At 54.9% G+C, this 24,816-nt stretch carries 30 protein-coding genes; 16 read left to right on the forward strand and 14 right to left on the reverse strand.

The genetic code is table 11. The features are described 5' to 3' along the window. Positions 1–35: 35 nt before the first annotated feature. The 3 genes from dacB to pmrB are packed head-to-tail and all read left to right on the forward strand — an operon-like array spanning position 36 to position 3,174. On the forward strand, positions 36–1,469 hold the full coding sequence (gene dacB, locus ACMWJS_RS17190; protein ID WP_334755479.1) for a serine-type D-Ala-D-Ala carboxypeptidase: 1,434 nt from the start codon (positions 36–38) through the stop codon (positions 1,467–1,469). Between the two features lie 2 nt (positions 1,470–1,471). Next, a complete protein-coding gene (pmrA, locus tag ACMWJS_RS17195) occupies positions 1,472–2,134 on the forward strand; it encodes a two-component system response regulator PmrA (protein ID WP_024906362.1) in 663 nt (220 codons plus the stop codon). Beyond that, entirely contained in the window at positions 2,131–3,174 is a 1,044-nt protein-coding gene (gene pmrB, locus ACMWJS_RS17200) for a two-component system sensor histidine kinase PmrB (protein ID WP_334755480.1), read from the forward strand. Before pmrA ends, pmrB begins: the two co-directional genes overlap by 4 nt. Positions 3,175–3,207: 33 nt before the next feature. Here the strand turns inward: pmrB and cgtA are convergent, their stop codons facing one another. The 4 genes from cgtA to rplU form a co-directional block, all read right to left on the reverse strand. Next, complete coding sequence (gene cgtA, locus ACMWJS_RS17205; protein ID WP_021242261.1) at positions 3,208–4,383, reverse strand: Obg family GTPase CgtA; 1,176 nt, start codon at positions 4,381–4,383, stop codon at positions 3,208–3,210. A gap of 15 nt (positions 4,384–4,398) precedes the next feature. Further along, complete coding sequence (locus ACMWJS_RS17210) at positions 4,399–5,364, reverse strand: DMT family transporter (protein ID WP_414747350.1); 966 nt, start codon at positions 5,362–5,364, stop codon at positions 4,399–4,401. Between the two features lie 96 nt (positions 5,365–5,460). Next, positions 5,461–5,718, reverse strand: coding sequence for a 50S ribosomal protein L27 (gene rpmA / locus ACMWJS_RS17215; RefSeq protein ID WP_004385076.1), 258 nt, complete (start codon positions 5,716–5,718; stop codon positions 5,461–5,463). Positions 5,719–5,737: 19 nt separating this feature from the next. Then, entirely contained in the window at positions 5,738–6,049 is a 312-nt protein-coding gene (gene rplU / locus ACMWJS_RS17220) for a 50S ribosomal protein L21 (protein WP_003025032.1), read from the reverse strand. Between the two features lie 257 nt (positions 6,050–6,306). Here rplU and ispB point away from each other — a divergent pair, with 257 nt between their 5' ends. Both ispB and sfsB read left to right on the forward strand, forming a co-directional pair. Continuing rightward, positions 6,307–7,278: an octaprenyl diphosphate synthase gene (gene ispB, locus ACMWJS_RS17225; protein ID WP_061716415.1), complete on the forward strand. Its 972-nt coding sequence runs from the start codon at positions 6,307–6,309 to the stop codon at positions 7,276–7,278. 229 nt (positions 7,279–7,507) lie between these two features. Continuing rightward, positions 7,508–7,795, forward strand: coding sequence for a DNA-binding transcriptional regulator SfsB (gene sfsB / locus ACMWJS_RS17230; protein ID WP_048028843.1), 288 nt, complete (start codon positions 7,508–7,510; stop codon positions 7,793–7,795). Between the two features lie 61 nt (positions 7,796–7,856). On the opposite strand, the gene murA is transcribed toward sfsB, so the two are convergent. From murA to mlaF, 7 genes are all read right to left on the reverse strand, one after another. Then, positions 7,857–9,116, reverse strand: coding sequence for a UDP-N-acetylglucosamine 1-carboxyvinyltransferase (gene murA, locus ACMWJS_RS17235; protein ID WP_045910105.1), 1,260 nt, complete (start codon positions 9,114–9,116; stop codon positions 7,857–7,859). 50 nt (positions 9,117–9,166) lie between these two features. Continuing rightward, positions 9,167–9,421 (reverse strand): BolA family iron metabolism protein IbaG, encoded by a 255-nt coding sequence (gene ibaG, locus ACMWJS_RS17240; RefSeq protein WP_008501458.1) that lies wholly within the window; start codon positions 9,419–9,421, stop codon positions 9,167–9,169. A gap of 126 nt (positions 9,422–9,547) precedes the next feature. After that, the gene (mlaB, locus tag ACMWJS_RS17245) at positions 9,548–9,841 is read right to left on the reverse strand and encodes a lipid asymmetry maintenance protein MlaB (RefSeq protein ID WP_048028841.1); all 294 of its coding nucleotides are present in this window, start codon (positions 9,839–9,841) and stop codon (positions 9,548–9,550) included. Continuing rightward, entirely contained in the window at positions 9,841–10,476 is a 636-nt protein-coding gene (gene mlaC / locus ACMWJS_RS17250; RefSeq protein ID WP_045910107.1) for a phospholipid-binding protein MlaC, read from the reverse strand. The genes mlaB and mlaC overlap by 1 nt, the downstream gene beginning before the upstream one ends. A gap of 18 nt (positions 10,477–10,494) precedes the next feature. Then, entirely contained in the window at positions 10,495–11,043 is a 549-nt protein-coding gene (gene mlaD, locus ACMWJS_RS17255) for an outer membrane lipid asymmetry maintenance protein MlaD (RefSeq protein WP_008501455.1), read from the reverse strand. 4 nt (positions 11,044–11,047) lie between these two features. After that, positions 11,048–11,830, reverse strand: a complete 783-nt coding sequence (gene mlaE / locus ACMWJS_RS17260) for a lipid asymmetry maintenance ABC transporter permease subunit MlaE (protein ID WP_010436044.1) — start codon at positions 11,828–11,830, stop codon at positions 11,048–11,050. A 7-nt stretch (positions 11,831–11,837) separates the two neighbouring features. Continuing rightward, positions 11,838–12,650, reverse strand: a complete 813-nt coding sequence (mlaF, locus tag ACMWJS_RS17265; protein WP_008501452.1) for a phospholipid ABC transporter ATP-binding protein MlaF — start codon at positions 12,648–12,650, stop codon at positions 11,838–11,840. 227 nt (positions 12,651–12,877) lie between these two features. Here mlaF and ACMWJS_RS17270 point away from each other — a divergent pair, with 227 nt between their 5' ends. The 11 genes from ACMWJS_RS17270 (at position 12,878) to npr (ending at position 20,797) form a co-directional block, all read left to right on the forward strand. Beyond that, positions 12,878–13,855, forward strand: coding sequence for a calcium/sodium antiporter (locus ACMWJS_RS17270; RefSeq protein ID WP_045334591.1), 978 nt, complete (start codon positions 12,878–12,880; stop codon positions 13,853–13,855). 13 nt (positions 13,856–13,868) lie between these two features. Beyond that, on the forward strand, positions 13,869–14,855 hold the full coding sequence (gene kdsD, locus ACMWJS_RS17275; RefSeq protein ID WP_008501450.1) for an arabinose-5-phosphate isomerase KdsD: 987 nt from the start codon (positions 13,869–13,871) through the stop codon (positions 14,853–14,855). A gap of 14 nt (positions 14,856–14,869) precedes the next feature. Continuing rightward, positions 14,870–15,436, forward strand: coding sequence for a 3-deoxy-manno-octulosonate-8-phosphatase KdsC (gene kdsC / locus ACMWJS_RS17280; RefSeq protein WP_048225116.1), 567 nt, complete (start codon positions 14,870–14,872; stop codon positions 15,434–15,436). Next, positions 15,433–16,008 carry an LPS export ABC transporter periplasmic protein LptC gene (lptC, locus tag ACMWJS_RS17285; protein WP_024906353.1) on the forward strand — a complete coding sequence of 192 codons (576 nt, stop codon included), beginning with the start codon at positions 15,433–15,435 and terminating at the stop codon, positions 16,006–16,008. The genes kdsC and lptC overlap by 4 nt, the downstream gene beginning before the upstream one ends. Next, entirely contained in the window at positions 15,977–16,531 is a 555-nt protein-coding gene (gene lptA, locus ACMWJS_RS17290; protein WP_020883526.1) for a lipopolysaccharide ABC transporter substrate-binding protein LptA, read from the forward strand. The genes lptC and lptA overlap by 32 nt, the downstream gene beginning before the upstream one ends. Before the next feature lie 6 nt (positions 16,532–16,537). Further along, a complete protein-coding gene (gene lptB, locus ACMWJS_RS17295; RefSeq protein WP_008501446.1) occupies positions 16,538–17,263 on the forward strand; it encodes an LPS export ABC transporter ATP-binding protein in 726 nt (241 codons plus the stop codon). Between the two features lie 47 nt (positions 17,264–17,310). Then, positions 17,311–18,744: an RNA polymerase factor sigma-54 gene (gene rpoN / locus ACMWJS_RS17300; RefSeq protein WP_045910109.1), complete on the forward strand. Its 1,434-nt coding sequence runs from the start codon at positions 17,311–17,313 to the stop codon at positions 18,742–18,744. A 22-nt stretch (positions 18,745–18,766) separates the two neighbouring features. After that, positions 18,767–19,054, forward strand: a complete 288-nt coding sequence (gene hpf / locus ACMWJS_RS17305; protein ID WP_013098943.1) for a ribosome hibernation promoting factor — start codon at positions 18,767–18,769, stop codon at positions 19,052–19,054. 82 nt (positions 19,055–19,136) lie between these two features. After that, positions 19,137–19,628: a PTS IIA-like nitrogen regulatory protein PtsN gene (ptsN, locus tag ACMWJS_RS17310; RefSeq protein ID WP_008501443.1), complete on the forward strand. Its 492-nt coding sequence runs from the start codon at positions 19,137–19,139 to the stop codon at positions 19,626–19,628. 45 nt (positions 19,629–19,673) lie between these two features. After that, positions 19,674–20,528, forward strand: coding sequence for an RNase adapter RapZ (gene rapZ / locus ACMWJS_RS17315; RefSeq protein ID WP_045910110.1), 855 nt, complete (start codon positions 19,674–19,676; stop codon positions 20,526–20,528). Then, positions 20,525–20,797, forward strand: coding sequence for a PTS phosphocarrier protein NPr (npr, locus tag ACMWJS_RS17320; protein WP_003861872.1), 273 nt, complete (start codon positions 20,525–20,527; stop codon positions 20,795–20,797). Before rapZ ends, npr begins: the two co-directional genes overlap by 4 nt. Positions 20,798–20,838: 41 nt before the next feature. Here npr and mtgA read toward each other — a convergent pair whose 3' ends face one another. The 3 genes from mtgA to arcB all read right to left on the reverse strand — a co-directional run bounded on the left by mtgA (position 20,839) and on the right by arcB (position 24,780). After that, a complete protein-coding gene (mtgA, locus tag ACMWJS_RS17325; protein WP_414747351.1) occupies positions 20,839–21,564 on the reverse strand; it encodes a monofunctional biosynthetic peptidoglycan transglycosylase in 726 nt (241 codons plus the stop codon). Further along, a complete protein-coding gene (gene elbB, locus ACMWJS_RS17330; protein WP_262790031.1) occupies positions 21,561–22,214 on the reverse strand; it encodes an isoprenoid biosynthesis glyoxalase ElbB in 654 nt (217 codons plus the stop codon). The genes mtgA and elbB overlap by 4 nt, the downstream gene beginning before the upstream one ends. Positions 22,215–22,446: 232 nt before the next feature. Next, positions 22,447–24,780, reverse strand: a complete 2,334-nt coding sequence (gene arcB / locus ACMWJS_RS17335; RefSeq protein WP_048225127.1) for an aerobic respiration two-component sensor histidine kinase ArcB — start codon at positions 24,778–24,780, stop codon at positions 22,447–22,449. Positions 24,781–24,816: the final 36 nt, after the last annotated feature.

A 24,816-nucleotide genomic window follows, 5' to 3' on the forward strand; every position in this document is an offset into this window, starting at 1 on the left:
ATGACGGTTTGTTTTCGGGTTGTTAGCGCGAGATTATGCGATTTTCCAGTTTTATCATCGGATTGACTACCAGTATAACGTTCACCGCTCAGGCCGCGAATGTTGATGAGTACATTAATCAGCTTCCCGCAGGCGCGAACCTCGCCCTGATGGTGCAGAAGGTTGGCGCACAGGCTCCCGAGATTGACTATCACAGTCAACAGATGGCGCTGCCTGCCAGTACCCAAAAGGTGATCACCGCCCTCGCCGCCCTGCTCCAGCTCGGGCCTGACTTCCGTTTTACGACCACCCTTGAAACCAAAGGTAACGTCGAGGGTGGCGAACTGAAAGGCGATCTTATCGCCCGTTTTGGCGGCGATCCGACCTTTAAACGCCAGGATATCCGCAATATGGTTGCGGTGCTGAAAAAAACCGGCGTGCAGAAAATTGACGGCAATGTGCTGATCGATACCTCCATCTTTGCCAGTCACGATAAAGCCCCCGGCTGGCCGTGGAACGACATGACGCAGTGCTTTAGCGCCCCGCCCGCCGCCGCGATTGTTGACCGCAACTGCTTCTCGGTTTCGCTTTACAGTGCGCCAAAGCCGGATGATTTAGCGTTTATCCGCATAGCGTCCTACTACCCGATCACCATGTTTAGTCAGGTCCGCACGCTGGCCAAGGGCTCTCCTGATGCACAGTACTGCGAACTGGATGTGGTGCCAGGCGATCTTAACCGCTTCACGCTGACCGGCTGCCTGACGCAGCGCGCCGATCCGTTGCCGCTGGCCTTTGCGATACAGGATGGCGCAAGCTATGCAGGCGCCATTCTGAAAGATGAGCTGAAACAAGCGGGAATAACCTATTCCGGCACCCTGCTTCGTCAGACGCAGGTCAACCAGCCCGGCACGGTCATCGCCAGCAAACAATCTGCGCCGTTGCACGATTTACTGCGAATTATGCTGAAAAAGTCGGACAACATGATTGCCGATACGGTGTTTCGCATGATTGGTCACGCCCGTTTCGGCGTGCCGGGAACCTGGCGCGCGGGTTCAGACGCGGTTCGGCAGATCCTGCGCCAGCAGGCGGGGATCGATCTGGGTAATACCATCGCCGTCGATGGCTCCGGACTATCGCGCCATAATTTGATCTCTCCGGCCACGATGATGCAGGTGCTTCAGTACATTGCACAACATGACACTGAGCTAAACTTTATTTCAATGCTGCCGCTGGCCGGGCATGACGGTTCACTGCAGTACCGCGCAGGGCTTCACGCTGCGGGCGTGGATGGCAAAGTCTCCGCGAAAACAGGCTCACTGCAGGGGGTTTATAACCTTGCAGGCTTCATCACTACCGCCAGCGGACAGCGCATGGCATTCGTGCAGTATCTTTCCGGCTATGCCGTCGAACCGACCGACCAGCGCAATCGTCGTATTCCGCTGGTTCGCTTCGAAAGCAGGCTTTATAAGGACATCTACCAGAATAACTAGCGATGAAACTACTTATAGTTGAAGACGATCTGTTATTGCAGGAAGGGCTGGCGCTGGGGCTGGCCAATGAAGGGTATGCTCTCGACTGTGCAGGCACCGCAGCAGAGGCGGATGCCCTGATCCAGAGCGGCGAATACAGCCTGGTGATCCTCGATTTGGGCTTGCCGGATAAAGACGGCGCCACGCTGCTCAGCCAGTGGCGACGTCGCGGCATCGCCAACCCGGTATTGATCCTGACGGCACGTGATGCCATTGAAGACCGTATCACCGGCCTCGATGCAGGCGCAGACGATTATCTGGTGAAGCCTTTTGCGCTCGCGGAGCTGCAGGCTCGTGTAAGAGCGTTGATTCGCCGCTATCAGGGCCACAGTGATAACTTACTGACCGACGGCGATATAACGCTGAATTTGCAAACCCAGCAGGTGCTGCGTCAGGATCAGGCCGTAGAGGTGACGCCAAAAGAGTTCGCCTTGCTTACGCGTCTGATCATGCGCAGCGGGCAAACGGTACACCGAGAAACGCTCCAGCAGGATATCTACTCCTGGCAGGACGATCCCGGGTCAAATACCCTTGAGGTCCATATTCATAACCTGCGGCGGAAGCTCGGCAAAGACAGGATCAAAACCGTTCGCGGCGTCGGCTACCGTCTGGAGAGCCAGAAATGAACAGCATGCGTCGGCGTTTGATGGTGCTGCTGGCGGTCATTCTGTTATTTTTCCAGCTGATAAGCGTCATCTGGCTGTGGCATGAAAGCCGTGAACAGATTGGTTTTCTGGTCAACGAAACGCTGTCAGCGAAAGCACGCAATAATCACGTTGAGAAAGAGATCCGCGAAGCGATTGCCTCGCTGCTGGTCCCTTCCCTGGTGATGGTCGGCTTTACCCTGCTCTTCTCCTTCTGGGCCGTCACCTGGATAACCCGGCCGCTGAATAAGCTCCGCGACAGCCTTGCTAACCGCTCAGCCGATAACTTAACCCCGCTTCCTATGTATTCCGACATGGAAGAAATTGGCGCGGTGACGACCTCCCTGAACCAGCTGCTGGCCCGACTGGATAGCACCATCCAGCAGGAGCGTCTCTTCACCGCAGACGCCGCACACGAGCTGAGAACGCCTCTGGCCGGTATCCGGCTCCATCTGGAGCTGATGTCGCAGTCAGGTACGCCTCAGGCCGCCACGCTGGTTAGTCGTATCGATCAGCTCATGCATACCGTTGAACAACTGCTGATGCTGGCCCGTGCCGGACAGGCCATGGCGAGCGGCCACTACGAAACCGTGAACTGGACGGAAAATATCATCGAACCGCTCGGCCTTGGGCATGAAGCCAAAGAGCATACGGTGATTTGGCCCGCTAAAAGCGCGCTCACGGTTCAGGGAGACGCCGTTCTCCTGCGCCTGATGCTGCGCAACCTGCTGGAGAATGCCGGGCGCTACAGCCCGACAGGGACAACGATTACAGTGACATTAACCGAGGTCGACGGCGGGACGCAGATCAGCGTTATCGATCAGGGCCCGGGGATTGATGAAGCGCACCGGCAGTCCATTACCGAGCCATTCCGCCGTCTTGACCAGCGCTACGGAGGCAGCGGTCTGGGCCTGAGTATCGTACAGCGCATCGTCCAGCTCCACCACGGCAGGCTGACGCTTGAGAATGGCGCTGAAGGCGGTTTAATCGCCAGCTGCTGGCTGCCCGCAACGCTGGAATAAAAAAGCCCCCATAATGGGGGCTTTGAACAGCAATTAGTGCTTGTAGATGAACTCGACGCCTTCTTCGTCGTCTTCATCCCAGTCATCGTCCCAGTCTTCATCGTCTTCTTCCGCTTCCAGCTCTTCGAGCTGCTGGCGGTGGTAGTCATCCCACATGAATTCGACTTTTTCAGGCTGTTTGACTTCTTCCGCCTGAACAATTGGGTTCTCAATGATGAAGGTCATCACATCCCAGCACAGATCTTTCACGCCGACCTGGCTTGCCGCAGAGATCAGGTAGTATTTATCTTCCCAACCCATCGCTTCAGCAATGGCTTTCGCTTTTGCTTCCGCTTCGGCTTTGTCCATCAGGTCGATCTTGTTGAAGACCAGCCAGCGTGGTTTATTCGCCAGTTTTTCGCTGTATTTTTCCAGCTCGCCAACGATGATGCGGGCGTTTTCAACCGGATCGGAACCGTCGATAGGATCGATATCGATAAGGTGCAGCAGCACGCGGCAGCGCTCAAGGTGTTTCAGGAAGCGAATACCCAGACCCGCCCCTTCCGCGGCGCCTTCAATCAGGCCCGGAATATCGGCGACCACGAAGCTCTTCTCGTTATCCATACGGACAACGCCCAGGCTTGGTACCAGCGTGGTAAACGGATAGTCCGCCACTTTTGGCTTGGCTGCAGAGACGGCGCGAATAAACGTCGATTTACCTGCGTTTGGCATACCCAGCATGCCCACGTCAGCCAGAAGCATCAGCTCCAGCTGCAGGTCGCGCTTATCGCCCGGCGTACCCATCGTTTTCTGACGCGGCGTACGGTTAACGGAAGATTTGAAACGGCTGTTACCCAGACCGTGCCAGCCGCCTTTCGCCACCATCAGGCGCTGACCGTGTTTGGTCATGTCACCCATGGTTTCGCCCGTCCCCTGGTCAATCACACGCGTACCGACCGGCACTTTAATGGTGACGTCTTTACCGCGTTTCCCGGTACAGTCACGGCTCTGGCCGTTCTGGCCACGTTCAGCGCGGAAGGATTTTTCGAAACGGTAGTCGATCAGCGTGTTGAGGTTCTCATCCGCCTCCAGCCACACGTCACCACCATCCCCACCGTCGCCGCCATCAGGACCGCCACGAGGGATATACTTTTCACGGCGGAAGCTCACGCAACCGTTGCCGCCATCACCAGCCACGACCAGGATCGTCGCTTCATCAACAAACTTCATTTTACTCTCCGTAACTCATTCGCCTGAGCGGGGGACTACTACAACCGCTTCATTTTTGCGCCAACGTCCCCAGAGACGATGACCAATGGCGGAATACATCGCGCCCGCAACCACGACAAACGCACCGAGATAACCCAACAGGTTGAGCATCGGTCTGACGAAGACATCGGGCCAGGCCATTGATAACAAATCTGAAAATAACAGCGTAAACAGCGGGGTAAGCGTGATCAACGCACTCACCTGTGCTGCCTGCCAGCGCGCCATCGCTTCGGCCAGCGCGCCATAACCGACCAGCGTGTTCAGCCCACAAAAAATGAGGCACGCCAGTTGCCAGTCGCTAAGCTGGGAAATTACGCCCGGCTTCGCTAATGGCAGCAATGCTATTGTACACAAAGCGTACAGCAAAAAGAGGATCTGCTGTGAGGCAAGCCGACGCAATAACACCTTTTGCGCGACACCATAGCTCACCCAGACCGTTGCTGCCCCCACACCGAAAATGACACCCCATGTGTAATCCGTCAGGCGGGTAAAAATCTCGATCAGACTGGTGTTGAAGAACATCACCAGACCGCACAACAGCATGCTCGCCCCGATAATCTGCGTACCGCGCATCTTCTCCTTGAGGATAAAGACGCTGGCGACCATCATGCCCACCGGCGAAAGCTGACCAATCACCTGCGACGCCGTGGGGCTGAGATATTGCAGGGAAGAGCTGAACAGGATGAAGTTACCGAACAGACCGCCCGTCGCAATAGCCAGCAGCACCAGCCAGCGCGGTTTACGGAAGAGCCTCAAGGGTGGAAGCTTACCTTTGATGGCCAGAATCGCCCCAAGGCCGATGCTTGCCATCAGAAAGCGATAAAAGACCACCGTAGGCGGCTCCATCACTTCCAGTACCTGCTTCATTGCAATTGGCAGCGCACCCCAGCACATTGCGGTTGTGAGCGCCAAAAGAATTCCTATGCCGGCCTGCTGCTTCATGCCCGTTTTCCCTACAGAAAAAATTACCGGGTTTCCAATGTAAAAAGCCCCGCAACAGGTTGCGGGGCTTTAATCCGTTACCGGACCGAGAAAACCTTACTCAGCAACGATGCTGATGTATTTACGGTTGTTCGGGCCTTTAACTTCAAATTTCACTTTACCGTCTGCTTTAGCAAACAGAGTGTGGTCACGACCGCAACCTACGTTGTTGCCAGCGTGGAATTTGGTACCACGTTGACGAACGATGATGCTACCCGCCAGAACGGACTCGCCACCGAAACGCTTAACGCCCAGGCGTTTAGCTTCTGAATCGCGACCGTTACGTGTGGAGCCGCCAGCCTTTTTATGTGCCATTTAAATCTCTCCTCAGGTCTTAGGCGCTGATGCCAGTAATTTTCACATCAGTGAACCACTGACGGTGGCCCTGCTGCTTACGGTAGTGCTTACGACGACGAAACTTAACGATTTTAACTTTCTCGCCACGACCGTGTGCAACAACTTCAGCTTTGATAACGCCGCCATCAACGAAAGGAACGCCGATTTTGACTTCTTCACCGTTTGCGATCATCAGAACTTCTGCGAACTCAACAGATTCGCCAGTTGCGATGTCCAGCTTTTCCAGGCGAACGGTCTGACCTTCGCTTACTCGGTGTTGTTTACCACCACTTTGGAAAACCGCGTACATATAAACTCCGCTTCCGCGCACGTCCTCGTATGAATCAGAGTGCGCTATAAATATTCACAATAGGGCGCGAATATTACGCAAAACGCGAGCCTTTGACAAGTGCTACCGTCAATACATGAAGAAAAAAAACACAACACGTACGGTAACGTTTATCTGAGCCGTTTTTTCAGTACAATCAGCACTACTATTGATAAACCGAAACCCTTCGTTACCCCATTGTAGATGGGATCAACAGGATAAAAAGCCCGGCTTTTGCGATGAATTTAGAAAAAATCAACGAGTTAACCGCGCAAGATATGGCGGGTGTGAATGCAGCAATCCTGGAGCAACTCAACTCTGACGTTCAGCTGATCAATCAGTTGGGCTATTACATTGTCAGCGGCGGCGGTAAACGCATTCGTCCGATGATTGCCATTCTGGCTGCCAGAGCCGTTGGTTATCAGGGAAATGCTCACATCACTATCGCAGCGCTCATCGAATTTATCCACACGGCGACGCTTCTGCACGACGATGTGGTGGATGAATCGGATATGCGTCGTGGCAAAGCCACGGCTAACGCGGCGTTCGGAAACGCAGCCAGCGTCCTGGTGGGGGATTTTATCTATACCCGCGCCTTCCAGATGATGACCAGCCTGGGTTCCCTGAAAGTGCTGGAAGTAATGTCTGAAGCCGTTAACGTCATCGCTGAAGGCGAAGTGCTGCAGTTGATGAACGTCAACGACCCGGACATCACCGAAGAAAACTACATGCGCGTCATCTACAGCAAAACCGCGCGTCTGTTTGAAGCGGCGGCCCAGTGTTCCGGCATTTTGGCTGGCTGTACCGAAGCACAGGAAAAAGGCCTGCAGGACTATGGCCGCTATCTGGGCACAGCCTTCCAGCTGATTGACGATCTGCTGGACTACAGTGCGGACGGCGAGACGCTCGGCAAAAACGTTGGCGATGACCTGAACGAAGGCAAACCGACCCTGCCGCTGCTCCACGCCATGCGTAACGGAACGGCCGAACAGGCGAAAATGATCCGTGAAGCGATTGAGCAGGGAAATGGCCGCCATCTTCTGGAACCTGTGCTGGAAACCATGGCGATCTGCGGCTCGCTGGAATGGACGCGTCAGCGTGCGGAAGAAGAAGCCGACAAAGCCATCGAAGCACTCCAGGTCATTCCCGACAGCCCATGGCGCGAGGCACTGATTGGTCTTGCCCACATCGCCGTTCAGCGCGACCGTTAATCTTGCTTTCTCTCCCCGCGTTCCTGGCGGGGAGATTCCAGTACACACCCGTAAATTCCGCATTCACGTAAATTCATCGGTTTAGAGACCGCATGAATAAAGCCGTGTCTTATTCTGAATATTCCTTCAAGTAACGCGAACTTTTTAGAACAAGAGTTCGAAATGGGTATAGTAAACCCGTCGTTTCAGAAGAAACGGCGTAGGTGAATCCGAACTTAAGGACGGCGTTATGGATACGAAATTTATCGACTGGCACACGGCTGATATTATTGCCGCACTGCGCAAAAGAGGCACTTCACTGGCAGCAGAGTCCCGCCGCCATGGACTGAGTTCTTCAACTCTGGCAAACGCCCTCACCCGCCCCTGGCCAAAAGGAGAATTAATTATCGCGACGGCGCTGGATACGCATCCGTGGGTGATTTGGCCTTCGCGCTACCACGATCCCGTTACTCATGAATTTATCGACAGATCGCGCATGATTCGCCAGAGAAAAGTAAAAAAAGAACCGCAGGAATAACGCGTTTTTTGACAGGAACAGCAACCCCCCGGTCATGTCTGGCAGGGGGCTGCCGGAACGATTACTCGCCCTTCACACGCTCGATATTGGCACCCAGCGCGCGCAGTTTATCTTCGATACGCTCATAGCCACGATCGATGTGATAAATACGATCCACGATCGTTGTACCTTCCGCGATACAACCCGCCAACACCAGGCTGGCAGACGCACGCAGATCGGTTGCCATCACCTGAGCGCCGGACAGTGTCTCAACGCCATGGCAAATCACGGTATTACTTTCGATCTCAGCACGTGCACCCATACGGATCAGCTCCGGTACGTGCATAAAGCGGTTCTCGAAAATGGTTTCAGTGATGAAGCCAGTCCCTTCGGCGACCAGGTTCAACAAGGTGAACTGCGCCTGCATGTCCGTTGGGAACGCCGGGTGTGGCGCCGTACGCACATTGACCGCTTTTGGACGCTGTCCATGCATATCGAGGCTGATCCAGTCTTCACCGATTTCGATATCCGCTCCGGCATCACGCAGTTTCGCCAGCACCGCATCCAGCGTATCAGGCTGTGCGTTGCGACAAACAATCTTCCCGCCAGAGATCGCGGCAGCGACCAGGAAGGTACCGGTTTCGATACGGTCCGGCAGTACGCGATAGACGCCCCCGCCCAGACGCTCAACGCCTTCAATGGTGATACGGTCGGTACCCTGACCGGAGATCTTCGCGCCCAGCGCCACGAGGAAGTTAGCGGTATCCACAATTTCCGGTTCGCGCGCGGCGTTTTCGATGATAGTGGTCCCTTCTGCCAGCGTTGCCGCAGACATAATGGTTACCGTTGCGCCTACGCTCACTTTGTCCATAACAATGTGCGCGCCCTTCAGACGACCATTGACGGACGCTTTAACGTAGCCTTCTTCCAGCTTGATCTCTGCGCCCAGTTTTTCCAGACCAAAGATGTGCAGGTCAACCGGACGCGCACCGATGGCGCAGCCGCCCGGCAGCGAAACCTGCCCCTGACCGAAACGCGCCACCAGCGGGCCAAGCGCCCAGATGGAAGCACGCATGGTTTTCACCAGATCGTAAGGGGCAGAGAAGTTGTTCACCTTGCTGGCATCGATCCAGACGGAACCATTACGCTCGACTTTCGTGCCCAACTGGGTGAGCAGCTTCATGGTGGTGTCGATATCTTTCAGCTTCGGTACGTTCTGAATCTCTACCGGCTCTTCCGCGAGCAGCGCAGCAAAGAGGATGGGCAGCGCGGCGTTTTTCGCGCCAGAAATTGTGACTTCGCCCTGGAGACGCGTTGGCCCCTGTACACGAAATTTATCCATTGTGTGCTCTCTTATAAATTCAACCGTGCTGCGGGCCTGTCGCCCTCAGCTCAAAAACCGTTTAGTTTGCGATCGCGTGCCCACTCTTGCGGGGTGAACGCTTTAATCGACAGGGCGTGGATGCGGTTATCCGCAATATATTCCATCAGCGGCGCGTACACAGCCTGCTGTTTCTTCACACGGCTCATACCGTCGAACATCTCACCCACAGCAATAACCTGGAAGTGACTGCCATCGCCAGTGACGTGGGCTTCCTGAAGGGAGAGTGCATTCATCAGCACTGTCTGGATTTCATGATTTTCCATGGGTTCTTAATCATCTGATAGTGAAAACAAGCCCAACATCTTAGAGCAAAGTGGCGTCGTCTTAAACAAGCAAAAAGCCCCGACGATGAAACTGTCAGGGCTTTCGGAAGTAACGCACTGAAAATATTAACGAGGCAATACGTCCTGAGGGAGATTGTAGAGCTGCGCAAGGGTCACGACATTCTCGCTCGCGCCGCGAAGCGTGACGCTCGCCCCCTGCTTTTTCCCTACCGCAACCAGATGGGCAAGCAGCGCAACGCCTGCCGTATCCACCCGCGTGACGTCAGTTAAGTCAATGAGCGTCACGCCCTGCATGGCCTCATGGCGTTTATCCCATAAGGGGTTCAGCAGATCCTGATCCAGCTCTCCGGACAGCTTTAATGTCTCGCCTTCACGCGACCAGCTGAGTTGCTGTGACATTACTTCTTCTCGTCCAGCGTGATTTTCTGACGAGCAATGGACTGCAGCTGCGCGGTCAAGCCATCAATCCCCTTGGTGCGCAGCAGGTCGCTCCACTCGTTCTGTTTGGTGGTGATCATGCTTACGCCTTCGGCGATCATGTCATACGCCTGCCAGTGGCCGGTCTGGCTGTTTTTACGCCACTGGAAATCCAGACGCACCGGCGGACGGCCGTTAGGATCGTTGATCGTTACGCGAATAGGGACGATGGTCGCATCACCCAGCGGCTGCTCCGGGGCGATCTGATAGGTCTGACCGTGGTACATCGCCAGCGCCTGACCATAAGCCTGCTTCAGGTATTCACGGAAAGCGGCAAAATAGGCTTCACGCTGCGCCGGGGTCGCGTCTTTGTAATAGCGGCCCAGCACCAGCGCTCCCGCATATTTAATCTGCACGTACGGCAGCAGCTCCTGGTCAACCACGTCACGCAGGTAATCAGGATTAGCACGAATCTTAGGCTGCTCGTTTTTAAGACGATCGAAGGTTTTCTTCGCGGCCTCGTCCATCAGTTTGTACGGGTTACTCTGATCCGCCGCGTGGACCGCGGTGAGAGGGGCGATGACCAGCATGGCAACCATTAACAGTCGTTTAAACATGAATGACTTCTCCTGATATTAATTCGCAGCACCTGGGGTCGGCGCGGCATTGGTATGGTCTTCACTCTGCGCAGGGGCATTGTCAGACTTTTTATCATCCCCTTTACTGTTGTAAAGGAACTGACCAATCATATCTTCCAGCACCATGGCGGACTTGGTGTCCTGGATCACGCTCCCGTCCTTAAGGATAGTCGTTCCCAGCTCGGGGTCTTCAAAACCGACGTTAAGCGCCAGATATTGTTCGCCCAGCAGACCGGAAGTCCGGATAGACAGGGAGCTGGTGTCCGGAATGTGGTTGTAACGCTCTTCGATATCCATCGCGACGCGCGGCAGATAGGTCTTCTCATCCAGCGTAATGTCAGATACGCGGCCGATCACCACGCCGCCAATACGGACCGGTGAACGCGCCTTCAGCCCGCCGATGTTATCGAAGGTGGCATAGATGCGATACGTCGGCTCGGTGCGTACAGACGTGATATCTGCCGCTCTCAGGCAGATAAACAGCGCGGCCAGCAGCGCCAGCAGCAGGAATACACCGACCCAAATTTCATTTTTTCTCGTTTGCATGAACTCAATTCCCAAACATCAGTGCGGTGAGCACAAAATCCAGACCCAGTACGGCCAGCGACGAATGAACGACTGTACGTGTAGTAGCGCGGCTAATGCCCGCCGACGTCGGAATCGCATCGTAACCATTAAACAATGCAATCCAGGTAACCGTAATGGCAAATACCACGCTCTTAATCAGGCAGTTAACCAGATCCATTCGCAGGTCAATGGCGTCCTGCATGGCAGACCAGAAGAAACCGGCGTCAATGCCTTTCCAGTGCACGCCAACCAGCGAACCGCCCCAGATACCCACGGCGACAAACAGTATCGTCAGCAGCGGTAAAGAGATAACCCCCGCCCAGAAACGCGGCGAGATCACGCGACGCAGCGGATCGACCGCCATCATCTCCATGCTGGAGAGCTGCTCAGTCGCGCGCATCAGGCCAATTTCAGCGGTTAAGGCTGACCCCGCGCGCCCGGCGAACAACAGCGCCGCCACAACGGGCCCCAGTTCACGCAGCAGCGAGAGCGCCACCAGCATCCCGAGGCTGGTTTCCGCACTGTAGGTTGTCAGCACCAGGTAGCCCTGCAGACCCAGCACCATCCCGATAAACAGACCGGAGACAATGATGATGAGCATCGACAGCACGCCGACATTATAAAGCTGCCGCACCAATAGCGGCGCGTGCTTACGGAATTCCGGTTTGCCGACCAGCGCGTTGAATAACATCAATCCGGCACGCCCGAACGTCCTGATGGTTTTTATGCCACGGTGTCCGAGAGCGGCCAACGCATTTAACAGCATGAGTGGCTTAACTCCCTATTCCCAGTAAATCGTCACGATAGTCGCCCGCCGGGTAGCGGAACGGCACAGGGCCATCGGCAATACCGTCAAGGAACTGCCGCACGCGTGGATCGCAATTTTCCTGCAGCGCCTGGGCGCTACCGTGTGCGACGATCTTTTTGTCCGCTACGATGTAGGCGTAATCGGCAATGCTCAGCACTTCAGGTACATCGTGAGACACCACAATGCAGGTGACGCCAAGCGCGCTATTCAGTTCAGAGATGAGCTTCACCAGCACGCCCATCGTGATGGGATCCTGCCCGACAAACGGTTCGTCGAACATGATTAAATCAGGTTCTAGTGCGATGGCGCGCGCCAGCGCGGCACGACGCGCCATCCCGCCGGACAGCTCCGAAGGCATCAGTTTCGCGGCGCCCCGCAGCCCGACGGCTTCAAGCTTCATCATCACCGTGCTTTTCAGCAGCGCAGGCGGCAGGCTGGTATGCTCGCGCAGCGGATAGGCCACGTTATCAAAGACGTTCATGTCGGTGAACAAGGCCCCCGACTGAAAGAGCATGCTCATGCGTTTGCGAACAGTATACAGGCGCGAGCGTGACATCTCCGGGATGTTTTCGCCATCAAAGAGGATCTCACCGCTATCCGGTGGGATCTGCCCGCCAATAAGGCGAAGCAGGGTCGTTTTACCGATCCCGGACGGCCCCATGATGGCAGTGATCTTGCCACGCGGCACGGTCAACGAAATATCATCAAATATCAATCTGTTGGCGCGAGAAAAACTCACCCCGCGGACATCGACTAAATTCGCCATAGTTTGGCTCATTTATGGTTCCTTTCTTATCCTGCTCACGTTAAGGCATGTAGCCTGAATCAGCCCTAAACTCAGCATTTTTACAGAATAATAACCGTAGAGGTTAGCGAAAGCTGGCATTTGTTTTACTTTTCCGGCGCATAAAGTCAAAATTAGGAATTCGTTACGCCTCAGACTGTATGCAGTCCAGCCATTCCCGAGCAATGGACCGACGAGTATACCTGAAGAAAGGACTTTTGATGCTTTTAGCAACAGCACTGTTAATAATTGGTTTACTGTTGGTGGTCTACAGTGCTGACCGTTTAGTGTTTGCTGCATCTATCCTGTGTCGCCTGAGTGGCGTACCGCCTGTCGTCATCGGGATGACCGTGGTCAGCGTAGGAACGTCACTTCCTGAAATCATCGTCTCTGTCTCGGCATCGCTGCATGGCCAGGTAGACCTGGCAGTCGGCACCGCGATTGGCTCTAACATCGTCAATATTTTATTGATTTTGGGCCTGGCCGCGCTGCTCCATCCATTTCGCGTGCATTCTGATGTTCTGCGCCGTGAATTGCCGCTAATGTTACTCGTAAGCCTGCTGGCAGGGTGCGTATTTTACGATGGCGTACTGAGCTACAGCGACGGCATTTTCTTGCTGGCGCTGGCCGTTATTTGGCTGCTGTATAGTGTTAAAATCGCCCGTCAGGCTGAAAAGCAGGGTCAGGATAGCCTCACGCGTGAGCAGGTCGCCGAGCTTCCACGAGAAGGCACGCTGCCTGTTGCCCTGCTCTGGCTGGGCGTCGCGCTGATCATCATGCCGATGGCAACGCGCATGGTCGTGGATAACGCGACGGTGCTGGCGAACTATTTTGCCATCAGCGAGCTGACCATTGGCCTGACGGTGATTGCCATCGGCACCAGCCTGCCGGAGCTGGCCACCGCCATTGCGGGGGCCCGTAAAGGTGAGGATGACATTGCCATTGGTAATATCATCGGCTCTAACATTTTTAATATCGCCATTGTGATGGGCCTGCCAGCCCTGATTTCGCCAGGGCCCTTTAATCCCCTGGCGTTCTCACGTGATTACGGCGTGATGTTGCTGGTCAGCGTGATTTTTGCCCTGCTCTGCTGGCGGCGGCAACGACAGATCGGTAAAGGCGCAGGCGCGCTGCTGACGGGTGGATTTATCGTATGGATGGCGATGCTGTACTGGCTCTCGCCTCTTCTCTCTGGGTAAACGGAAACGCATTATGTCGCAAATAGAATTGCAGCCGGGTTTTGACTTTCAGAAAGCAGGCAAAGACGTTCTGGAGATTGAACGTGAAGGTCTGGCGCAGTTAGATCAGTACATAAATCAGGATTTTAGTCTGGCATGTGAGAAGATATTCTACTGTGCCGGCAAAGTCGTGGTGATGGGGATGGGCAAGTCCGGCCACATTGGACGCAAAATGGCGGCAACGTTTGCCAGTACCGGCACCTCGTCCTTCTTTGTCCACCCGGGGGAAGCCGCGCACGGGGACCTGGGTATGGTCACGCCGCAGGATATCGTCATCGCGCTCTCCAACTCCGGTGAGTCCAATGAAATCCTGGCGCTGATCCCGGTACTGAAGCGACTGCAGGTGCCGCTGATTTGCATGACCAGCCGTCCGGAAAGCAGCATGGCGCGCGCAGCCGATATTCACCTGTGCGTGAAGGTTCCCAAGGAGGCCTGTCCACTCGGCCTGGCGCCGACCTCCAGCACCACCGCGGCACTGGTTATGGGCGATGCGCTTGCCGTGGCGCTGCTGGAAGCCCGTGGCTTTACGCCGGAAGATTTCGCGCTGTCCCACCCGGGCGGCGCGCTGGGGCGCAAGCTCCTGCTGCGGGTAAACGATATTATGCACACCGGGGATGAGATCCCTCACGTCAGTAAAGAAGCCTCCCTGCGTGATGCGCTGCTGGAAATCACCCGCAAGAATCTGGGGATGACGGTCGTGTGCGACGATCTGATGAAAATTCAGGGGATCTTCACCGATGGCGACCTGCGTCGCGTGTTCGATATGGGTGTCGATGTCCGCACGCTCGGTATTGCCGATGTGATGACGCCCGGCGGCATCCGCGTGCGTCCGGGTACGCTGGCCGTGGACGTGCTGAACCTGATGCAGTCCCGCCATATCACCTCCGTTATGGTTGCCGATGGCGACCAGTTGCTGGGTGTGGTACATATGCATGATCTGCTGCGCGCAGGCGTAGTGTAATGAAGGATAAGACAATGAGTAATGCGGGTGCATCCCTTGCAACCTGTTATGGGCCGGTCAGTACACAGATGATGGCAAAGGCTAAAAACATTCGTCTGCTGATCCTGGATGTGGATGGGGTCCTCTCCGATGGCCTGATTTACATGGGCAATAATGGTGAAGAGCTGAAGGCGTTTAACGTTCGCGATGGCTACGGTATCCGCTGTGCGCTCACCTCGGGGATTGAGGTGGCGATCATCACCGGGCGAAACGCTAAACTGGTAGAAGACCGCTGTGAAACCTTAGGTATTACCCATCTGTATCAGGGCCAGTCCGATAAGATGGCGGCGTTCAATGATTTACTGGGTAAACTGGCTATCGCGCCGGAAAACGTGGCTTACGTCGGGGACGACCTGATTGACTGGCCCGTGATGGCTGAAGTTGGGCTGAGCATCGCCGTTGCCGATGCGCATCCGCTGCTGATTCCGCGTGCCGACTACGTTACCCACATCAACGGTGGCCGCGGCGCTGTCCGTGAAGTCTGCGATCTGCTTCTGCTGGCGCAGGGCAAGCTTGATGAGGCCAAAGGGCAATCGATATGAGTAAAACCAGACGTTGGATTATCATTTTGCTTTCGCTTGTCGCACTGGTATTGATTGGCGTGAACCTTGCCGATCGCGACGATACGCAAACGGAAGTGATCAACAATAACGATCCAACCTATAAAAGCGATCACAGCGACACCGTGGTCTACAGCCCGGAAGGCGCGCTGAACTATCGCCTGATTGCCCAGCATGTTGAATATTTTTCAGATGACGGTATTTCGTGGTTTACCCAGCCTGTCATGACCACCTTTGATAAGGACAAAGTGCCGACGTGGTCAATTAAGTCAGATCGGGCAAAACTGACAAATGACCGTATGCTTTATCTGTATGGTCACGTTGAAGTCAACGCCCTGACCGCCGACTCGCAACTGCGAAAAATTACGACGGATAATGCCCAGATCAACCTGGTAACCCAGGACGTGACGTCGCAGGATCTGGTCACACTGTATGGCACAACATTTAATTCCAGCGGTTTGAGAATGCGCGGGAACTTACGCAGCAAGAACGCCGAGCTGATTGAAAAGGTTAGAACCTCCTATGAAATTCAAAACAAACAAACTCAGCCTTAAAGTAATTATCGCCAGCGCGATGCTGGCGACCAGTCTCCCCGCGCTTGCTGTAACGGGCGATACCGACCAGCCGATTCATATCGAGTCCGACACCCAGTCTCTCGATATGCAGGGTAACGTCGTCACCTTCACGGGTAACGTCGTCATGACCCAGGGCACCATCAAAATCAACGCCGACAAAGTGGTCGTGACCCGTCCAGGTGGCGAGCAGGGCAAAGAGATTATCGATGGCTATGGTAATCCGGCGACCTTCTACCAGATGCAGGACAACGGCAAGCCGGTGAAAGGCCGCGCCACGCACATGCACTATGAGCTGGCGAAGGACCTGGTCATCCTGACCGGCAATGCCTATCTGGAACAGCTGGACAGCAACATTACCGGCGACCAGATTACCTATCTGGTTAAAGAGCAAAAAATGCAGGCCTCCAGCGAGAAAGGCAAACGCGTCACCACCGTTCTGGTTCCGTCGCAGCTGCAGGATAAAGGCAAGGGCCAGGCCCCGGCACAGAAGAAGAGTAACTAATTCGTTATGGCAACATTAACTGCAAAAAATCTCGCGAAGGCCTATAAGGGCCGCCGTGTCGTAGAAGATGTCAGTCTGACCGTTAACTCCGGCGAAATCGTCGGGCTGCTTGGCCCGAACGGTGCGGGTAAAACGACAACCTTCTACATGGTTGTGGGTATTGTGCCGCGCGATGCCGGCAACATTATCATTGACGATGAAGACATCAGCCTTCTGCCGCTCCACGCGCGCGCGCGTCGCGGGATCGGCTATCTGCCGCAGGAAGCCTCCATTTTCCGTCGTCTCAGCGTTTACGACAACCTGATGGCGGTCCTGCAAATTCGTAACGATCTGACCAACGAACAGCGTCAGGATCGTGCCAACGAGCTGATGGAAGAGTTCCACATCGAGCATCTGCGCGACAGCCTCGGTCAGGCACTCTCCGGGGGCGAACGCCGTCGTGTTGAGATTGCGCGTGCGCTGGCCGCAAACCCGAAATTTATCCTGCTGGATGAACCGTTTGCGGGCGTTGACCCGATCTCCGTTATCGACATCAAACGTATCATTGAACACCTGCGCGACAGCGGGCTTGGCGTACTGATCACCGACCACAACGTGCGTGAAACGCTGGCCGTGTGTGAACGCGCCTATATTGTGAGCCAGGGCAATCTGATCGCCCACGGTACGCCGCAGCAGATCCTCGAAGACGATCATGTTAAGCGCGTCTATCTTGGGGAAGACTTCAGACTCTGATAGGGTAGAGGTAACGTAACGCCGAACCGGAGAAAAATGCTCTGAACATGAAGCAAGGTTTGCAATTAAGGCTCAGCCAACAACTGGCGATGACGCCGCAGCTACAGCAGGCAATTCGCCTGTTGCAACTGTCCACGTTAGAACTTCAGCAGGAGCTCCAGCAGGCGCTGGACAGCAACCCCCTGCTGGAACAAACCGATCTTCATGACGAGGTAGATACCCAGCAATCGCAGGATACAGAAGCGCTCGATACCGCGGATGCACTCGAACAAAAAGAGATGCCCGACGAGCTTCCGCTGGATGCCAGCTGGGATGAAATCTACACCGCCGGCACCCCTTCCGGTACGCGTGCAGACTACCAGGACGATGAGCTACCGGTCTATCAGGGAGAAACCACCCAGTCGCTGCAGGATTACCTGATGTGGCAGGTGGAACTCACCCCCTTCTCCGATACCGACCGCGCGATTGCCACGTCAATTGTCGATGCCGTTGACGACACCGGCTATTTGACCGTCACGCTGGACGATATTCTGGAAAGCATGGGCGACGACGAAATTGAGCTTGAGGAAGTTGAAGCCGTTCTGAAGCGCATCCAGCGTTTCGATCCGGTAGGCGTAGCCGCAAAAGATCTGCGCGACTGCCTGCTGATCCAGCTTTCTCAGTTCAGCAAAGAGACGCCATGGCTCGACGAGGCACGCGTAATCATCAGCGATCATCTTGATCTGCTGGCGAACCACGATTTCCGCACCCTGATGCGCGTCACGCGCCTGAAAGAAGAGGTGCTGAAAGAAGCGGTGAATCTGATCCAGTCGCTCGATCCGCGCCCCGGTCAGTCGATCCAGACCAGCGAACCCGAGTACGTGATCCCGGATGTGCTGGTCAGAAAAAATAACGGCCGCTGGGTCGTTGAACTGAACTCTGACAGTATCCCTCGCCTGCAAATCAACCAGCAGTATGCCTCCATGTGCACCAGCGTGCGTAACGACTCCGACAATCAATATATTCGTAGCAATTTGCAGGAAGCGCGATGGCTGATCAAAAGTCTGGAGAGCCGAAATGATACGCTGCTACGCGTCAGCCGCTGCATTGTGGAACAGCAGCAGGCGTTCTTTGAGCAGGGTGAAGAGTATATGAAACCGATGGTGCTGGCGGATATCGCCCAGGCCGTCGAGATGCATGAATCAACCATTTCCCGTGTCACCACGCAGAAGTATCTGCACAGTCCACGCGGTATTTTTGAGCTTAAGTATTTCTTCTCCAGCCATGTGAATACCGAGGGCGGCGGCGAAGCGTCGTCCACGGCCATCCGTGCCCTGGTGAAGAAGTTGATCGCCGCGGAGAACCCCGCGAAGCCGCTAAGCGACAGTAAGTTAACCACCATGCTGTCCGATCAGGGTATTATGGTGGCACGTCGTACTGTTGCGAAGTATCGAGAGTCTTTATCCATTCCGCCGTCCAACCAGCGTAAACAGCTGGTCTGACACAACCGATAAGGAAGACACTATGCAGCTCAACATCACTGGACAAAACGTCGAAATTACTGAGGCTTTACGCGACTTTGTGAACACGAAGTTTGCAAAACTCGAGCAGTATTTCGAAAGGATCAATCAGGTCTATATTGTGTTGAAAGTGGAGAAAGTGACTCATATCTCGGATGCCACCCTGCATGTTAACGGGGGTGAACTGCATGCCAGTGCGGAAGGGCAAGACATGTACGCTGCTATCGACGGCTTGATTGATAAGCTTGCGCGACAGCTCAATAAACATAAAGATAAACTGAAACAACACTAATTGTCCGGGCAGTTAACGGGTGCAGGACGGCCTGTTGTGAAGCACAACAGGCCATTTGTACAGTTAGCGCTTAGGTGAAATTATGATGAACAACGATTCCGCTCTTCAACTGAGCAATGTCCTTAACCAGGAATGTACCCGCAGTGCGGTTCACTGCCAGAGCAAAAAACGTGCGCTGGAGATCATCAGTGAACTGGCCGCAAAACAGCTGGGCCTGCCGCCGCAGGTGGTGTTCGAAGCGATTCTGACCCGTGAAAAGATGGGCAGTACCGGTATCGGCAACGGCATCGCGATCCCGCATGGCAAACTGGAAGAGGATACCCTGCGTGCCGTCGGTGTGTTTGTGCAGCTTGAAACACCGATCGCCTTCGATGCCATTGATAACCAGCCCGTCGATCTCCTCTTCGCGCTGCTGGTGCCTGCTGACCAGACGAAAACCCATCTGCATACGCTGTCGCTGGTCGCCAAGCGTCTGGCTGACAAAACCATTTGCCGTCGACTGCGCTCGGCTCAAAGTGATGAAGAGCTCTATCAAATTATCACTGAAGCAGAAGGCAATCAGGATGATGCATAACCAGGAGATGGCCTTCACATCTGTTGTCCTGAGGAGAAACGGAACATGGTGCTGATGATTGTCAGTGGCCGTTCAGGGTCGGGGAAATCCGTTGCTCTGCGCGCGCTGGAAGACATGGGTTTTTACTGCGTCGATAACCTGCCGGTCGTGTTGTTGCCCGAACTGGCCCGTACGCTGGCGGAGAGACAAACCTCGGCCGCCGTCAGTATCGACGTTCGTAACATGCCTGAATCGCCAGAGATCTTCGAACAGGCCATGAGTAACCTGCCCGATGCGTTCTCGCCGCAGTTGCTGTTCCTTGATGCAGACCGTAATACCCTGATCCGCCGCTACAGCGATACCCGTCGTTTGCACCCGCTTTCCAGTAAGAACCTCTCTCTGGAGAGTGCTATCGATGAAGAGAGCGATCTGCTGGAGCCGCTGCGTTCTCGTGCCGACCTGATTGTCGACACCTCTGAGATGTCCGTCCACGAGCTGGCTGAAATGCTGCGTACCCGGTTGTTGGGTAAACGCGAGCGCGAACTGACGATGGTGTTCGAATCCTTTGGCTTCAAGCACGGTATCCCGATCGATGCGGATTATGTTTTCGACGTGCGCTTCCTGCCGAACCCGCACTGGGATCCGAAACTGCGTCCTATGACCGGTCTGGATAAACCCGTCGCGGCCTTCCTCGACAGGCACACAGAAGTTCACAATTTTATCTACCAGACGCGAAGCTACCTTGAGCTATGGTTACCTATGCTGGAGACAAACAATCGTAGCTACCTGACGGTAGCGATTGGCTGTACCGGCGGTAAACATCGTTCGGTTTATATCGCCGAACAGCTGGCCGACTATTTCCGCTCGCGCGGGAAGAACGTTCAGTCCCGTCATCGCACGCTGGAAAAACGTAAAACATGACCGTAAAACAGACCGTTGAGATCACCAATAAGCTGGGCATGCATGCGCGCCCGGCGATGAAGCTGTTTGAGCTGATGCAGGGTTTCGATGCAGAAGTTCTGCTGAGGAATGACGAAGGTACCGAAGCGGAAGCGAACAGCGTGATCGCGCTGCTGATGCTGGATTCCGCCAAAGGGCGTCAGATTGAAGTCGAAGCCACCGGCCCTCAGGAAGAGGAAGCGCTGGCGGCGGTGATTGCGCTGTTTAACGCGGGGTTCGACGAAGATTAAGGTCTCTCCCCTTCAGGCGGGTGGCGCTGCGCTTACCCGCCCTACATAAGTTTGTTGCTCTCCATAAACCCTTCTCCTCCCAACTGACGCATCTGGCGCATGATCCACGCCTGACGGCTTCGCACGTACCCTGACGGGGCACTGGCTTTAAAACGAATGGGATTAGGCAGAACAGCCGCGAGCAGCGCCGCCTCAGACATGCTCAGCTTGCTGGCGGGTTTATTAAAATAGCGTTGTGATGCAGCTTCGACACCATATACCCCGTCGCCAAACTCGGCAACGTTGAGATACACGGTCAGAATGCGCTTTTTGCTCCAGACCGTTTCCATGCCCAGGGTTAATCCTGCTTCCAGCCCCTTTCGCACCCAGCTGCGGCCGTCCCACAGAAACAGATTTTTGGCCGTCTGCTGCGACAACGTTGACGCGCCACGCACGCGGTTTTCATGACGTTCGTTATGCGCCAGTGCCTTCTCAATCGCGGCCACATCGAATCCCCAGTGCTCCGGGAATTTCTGATCCTCCGCTGCGATGACCGCCAGCCCCATGAACGGCGAGATCTCGTCCATGCTTACCCAGTCAGAATGGGCGACATAGCCGAAATCACCGCTGAGCCACGCACCGAGCTGACGCTCAACCATCACGGCGGAGAACGGGACCGGCATAATGCTGAACAGGGCGAGTCCACCGCCCCAAAACACCGCCAGCACCAGAACGATGCGCAATAAAGTACGTTTTACCCACGCACCTGCGCCGGATTGACGACTCATTCAGCCAACACCAGCACGCGGGCGACCAGCTTTTCGATTCCCGTAGCCGCTTCTGCAATATTCTGCGCCAGCATATAGGCCGGCGTGGTGACAATTTTATTATCTTCATCAACCACAATGTCATCCACCGGGCACGGAACGTGTTCGCCCCCCATTTCCTCGACGATTTCCGCGGTATCAATATCCGTCCCGATGGTCAGGCGCAGCGGGAAATCAAAAATCTTAGGCAACATCGCCGGTGCGATACAGATAAAGCCCAGCGGTTTCCCTGCCGCATGCATGGCCTGCGACAGCGCTTTGAGATGAGGATCGATCTGACACTCCGCGCCCTGCGCGGCAAAGGTACTGAGATTTTTGGCCGCACCAAATCCACCCGGCACAATGAGCGCATCAAGCTCTTCGGCGTCTGCCTGAATAAGAGGATGGATGTCACCTCGCGCAATACGTGCGGCTTCAATCAGCACGTTACGGGTTTCCGCCATTGGTTCACCGGTCAGATGGTTAATCACATCCGCCTGATTTTTGTCTGGCGCAAAACAAATCACCTCTGCTCCCTGCTTTGCCAGGGCCAGCAGCGTAATGACGGCTTCGTGTATCTCAGAACCATCGTAAACACCACATCCGCTGAGCACGACACCAATCTTTTTCATCATGACAATCCTTTTCTGCAACTTGCTGAAGCACATTAATAATTTTGATTAAAACGCTATGCTTCACACATTTCACTGATTCATGTAACAAACCATTTAAGATTTGCTATCTTATCTGCGTGCGGCCTAAATTTTTCAGGCAGCGCCCTTTCGAAAATAACGTTTAAAAACAGGCGCAGCCACGATTTCCCTGGTGTTGGCGCAGTATTCGCGCACCCCGGTTAATCCGGGGTCATTTTTTTCTGGCGTCAACCCAGGCTTTAAGCACCGCCACATCGTTTTGCCACTCTTGCTTCATCTCTTCAACCCAATCACCCACGTTATCTTCCCATGCAGGTAAATCAGGCGACTGAATCTGTTGTCCCAGCTGCTGCAGGTGGCGTAAACCAACCGAGCCGGCTGCACCTTTGATTTTATGTCCTTCTTCCACGATACCCTTCTGGTCACGCGCCGTCAGGTTGGATTCCAGCACGCTCAGATAGCCCGGCATCATTTTTTCGAACACGGCCAGACCGTCGGTAATCAGTTTCGGCCCCACCAGATCGATATACTGCTCCAGCATCGCGGTATCGAGTATCGTTTGGGCTTTTGCGCTATCAACAGACGTCATGGTGCTCTCCTCTTCATCATGGGTATCCCAGAACTTTTTGATCATAGCGGTCAGAGCAGGCACCGCCAGCGGCTTGCTGAGTACATCGTCCATACCGGCATCGAGATACTCTTTTTTATCTTTCAGCACGTTCGCCGTCAGGGCAACCAGCGGCGGCAGTTCGTCGGCCGCGTACTGACGCGTCAACTCGCGCGAGATATCCAGCCCGGTCATATCCGGTAATTGAATATCCAGCAGAACAAGATCGTATTCGCCGGGTTTAAACATCTCCAGCGCGGCTTTGCCGGTCATCGCGACATCCACGCTGTTGCCCAGTTTTTCCAGCACCGAGCGCGCCACGATAACGTTCAGCTCAATATCTTCCACCAGCAGGACGTGCAGGGCTGGCAGCGGCATATCGTCATTTTCAAAGGTATCTTCTACCTCTTCCGCCACCGCTGGCGCATGGACCGTCAGCGTGAAGGTTGACCCTTTGCCCGGCTGGCTGGCTACGGTGATATCACCGCCCATGCTCTTCGCCAGACGTTTGGAGACCGCCAGGCCAATGCCTGTTCCGGTCGCCGGTTTCCCGCCGTTGCTGTCTTTCACCTGGTAGTACATAGCAAAGATCTTGTCCTGCTCCTCCTGCGGAATACCAATTCCGGAGTCCTCTACCTCGAAGTGCAGCATGTCGCCTTCGTCATAGCGGATACGCACCGCCACCTGCCCCTTCTGGGTGAATTTCACCGCGTTGCTGATCAGGTTCCACAGGATCTGGCGCAGTCGCGTGCCGTCAGTCACCACCTTATGCGGCAGCGGCAGGGTGGGCTCCATAACAAAGCTCAGGCCCTTCTGCTGCGCCTGCAAGCCGGACAGGTTTTCCAGATCGGCAAGGAAGCTGGTGAAATCAACCGGCTGGTTATCAAGCTGAACTTTACGGCGCTCCATCTTATCCATATCAATAATATCATTGAAGATATTACCCAGCGTGACCGCTGAGACATGGATAGTCTTGAGGTATTTTTCCTGCTCTGCGGTCAGGTCGGTATCCAGCAGAATACGACTCAGCCCGACGATGCCGTTAAGCGGTGTACGCAGCTCGTGGCTGATGGTGGAGATAAAGGTGGTCTTGTCGCGGCTGGCACGCTCCAGGGCATCCTGGTAGCGCTTACGCTCGGTAATGTCGCGGCCAAAGCCCATCAGCCCGTGGCGTTTGCCCACGCGGTCATAGTAGGGCACCTTACGGATCTCAAAGCAGGCTTTGCGCCCGTCCGGGTAATCCAGCCACTGTTCATAGGTCAGCGAGACGTTATGACGGAAGACTTTTTCGTCGGTCTCCATGACCTTGGCCGCCGCCTCTTCAGAGTAAACGTCCTGCGGCTTCAGGTGAATCAGCTGCTTCTCGCTTTTCCCGGTAAGCAACTCCATCGCCCGGTTACAGCCGGAAAATTCTTTATCTTCATTACGGTAGAACACCAGATCCGGCGACGCATCCAGGAACGACCGCAGGAAAGAGGATTGCTGCTCAAGCTGGATCTGCGTGACCTCGCGCTCTTTCATTTCAATTTTCAGCTGCTCCAGGGTGGCCTGACGCTCGGCCTCCGCCTTCTCACGATCTGAAATCTCCTGATTCAGCTGCGCAATGTTGTCTTTGAGCTGGACGTTGAGCTTCAGGTCACGCTCGCGCATCTCTTCCAGTTTATCCACCAGCTTAGACAGACGCTGACGGGACTCTTCCAGCTGTTCAACCACTACGGAAAGGAAATAGACCGCCCAGGGAGTAATAAGCAAGCCAAAGAAGATGGAGCGGATGACGTCGATACTCTCGACCTGACCATGCAGAACCATGGTAACCGCCATTTGCACGACAATGGCCAGAACGACCAGCGCCAGCGCAAGCAGCATGGAAAAACGCACCAGCCCAAGCTTCATCATCAGGTCGACGTAATACTGGGCAAGCATTCGAATTTGCTTCATAGAGGATCCCTTCACGACGTTATCGCTCAATAATAC

Source organism: Enterobacter sp. HK-058-C-ECC (genome assembly GCF_047531125.1).
Classification (GTDB): domain Bacteria; phylum Pseudomonadota; class Gammaproteobacteria; order Enterobacterales; family Enterobacteriaceae; genus Enterobacter; species Enterobacter quasiroggenkampii.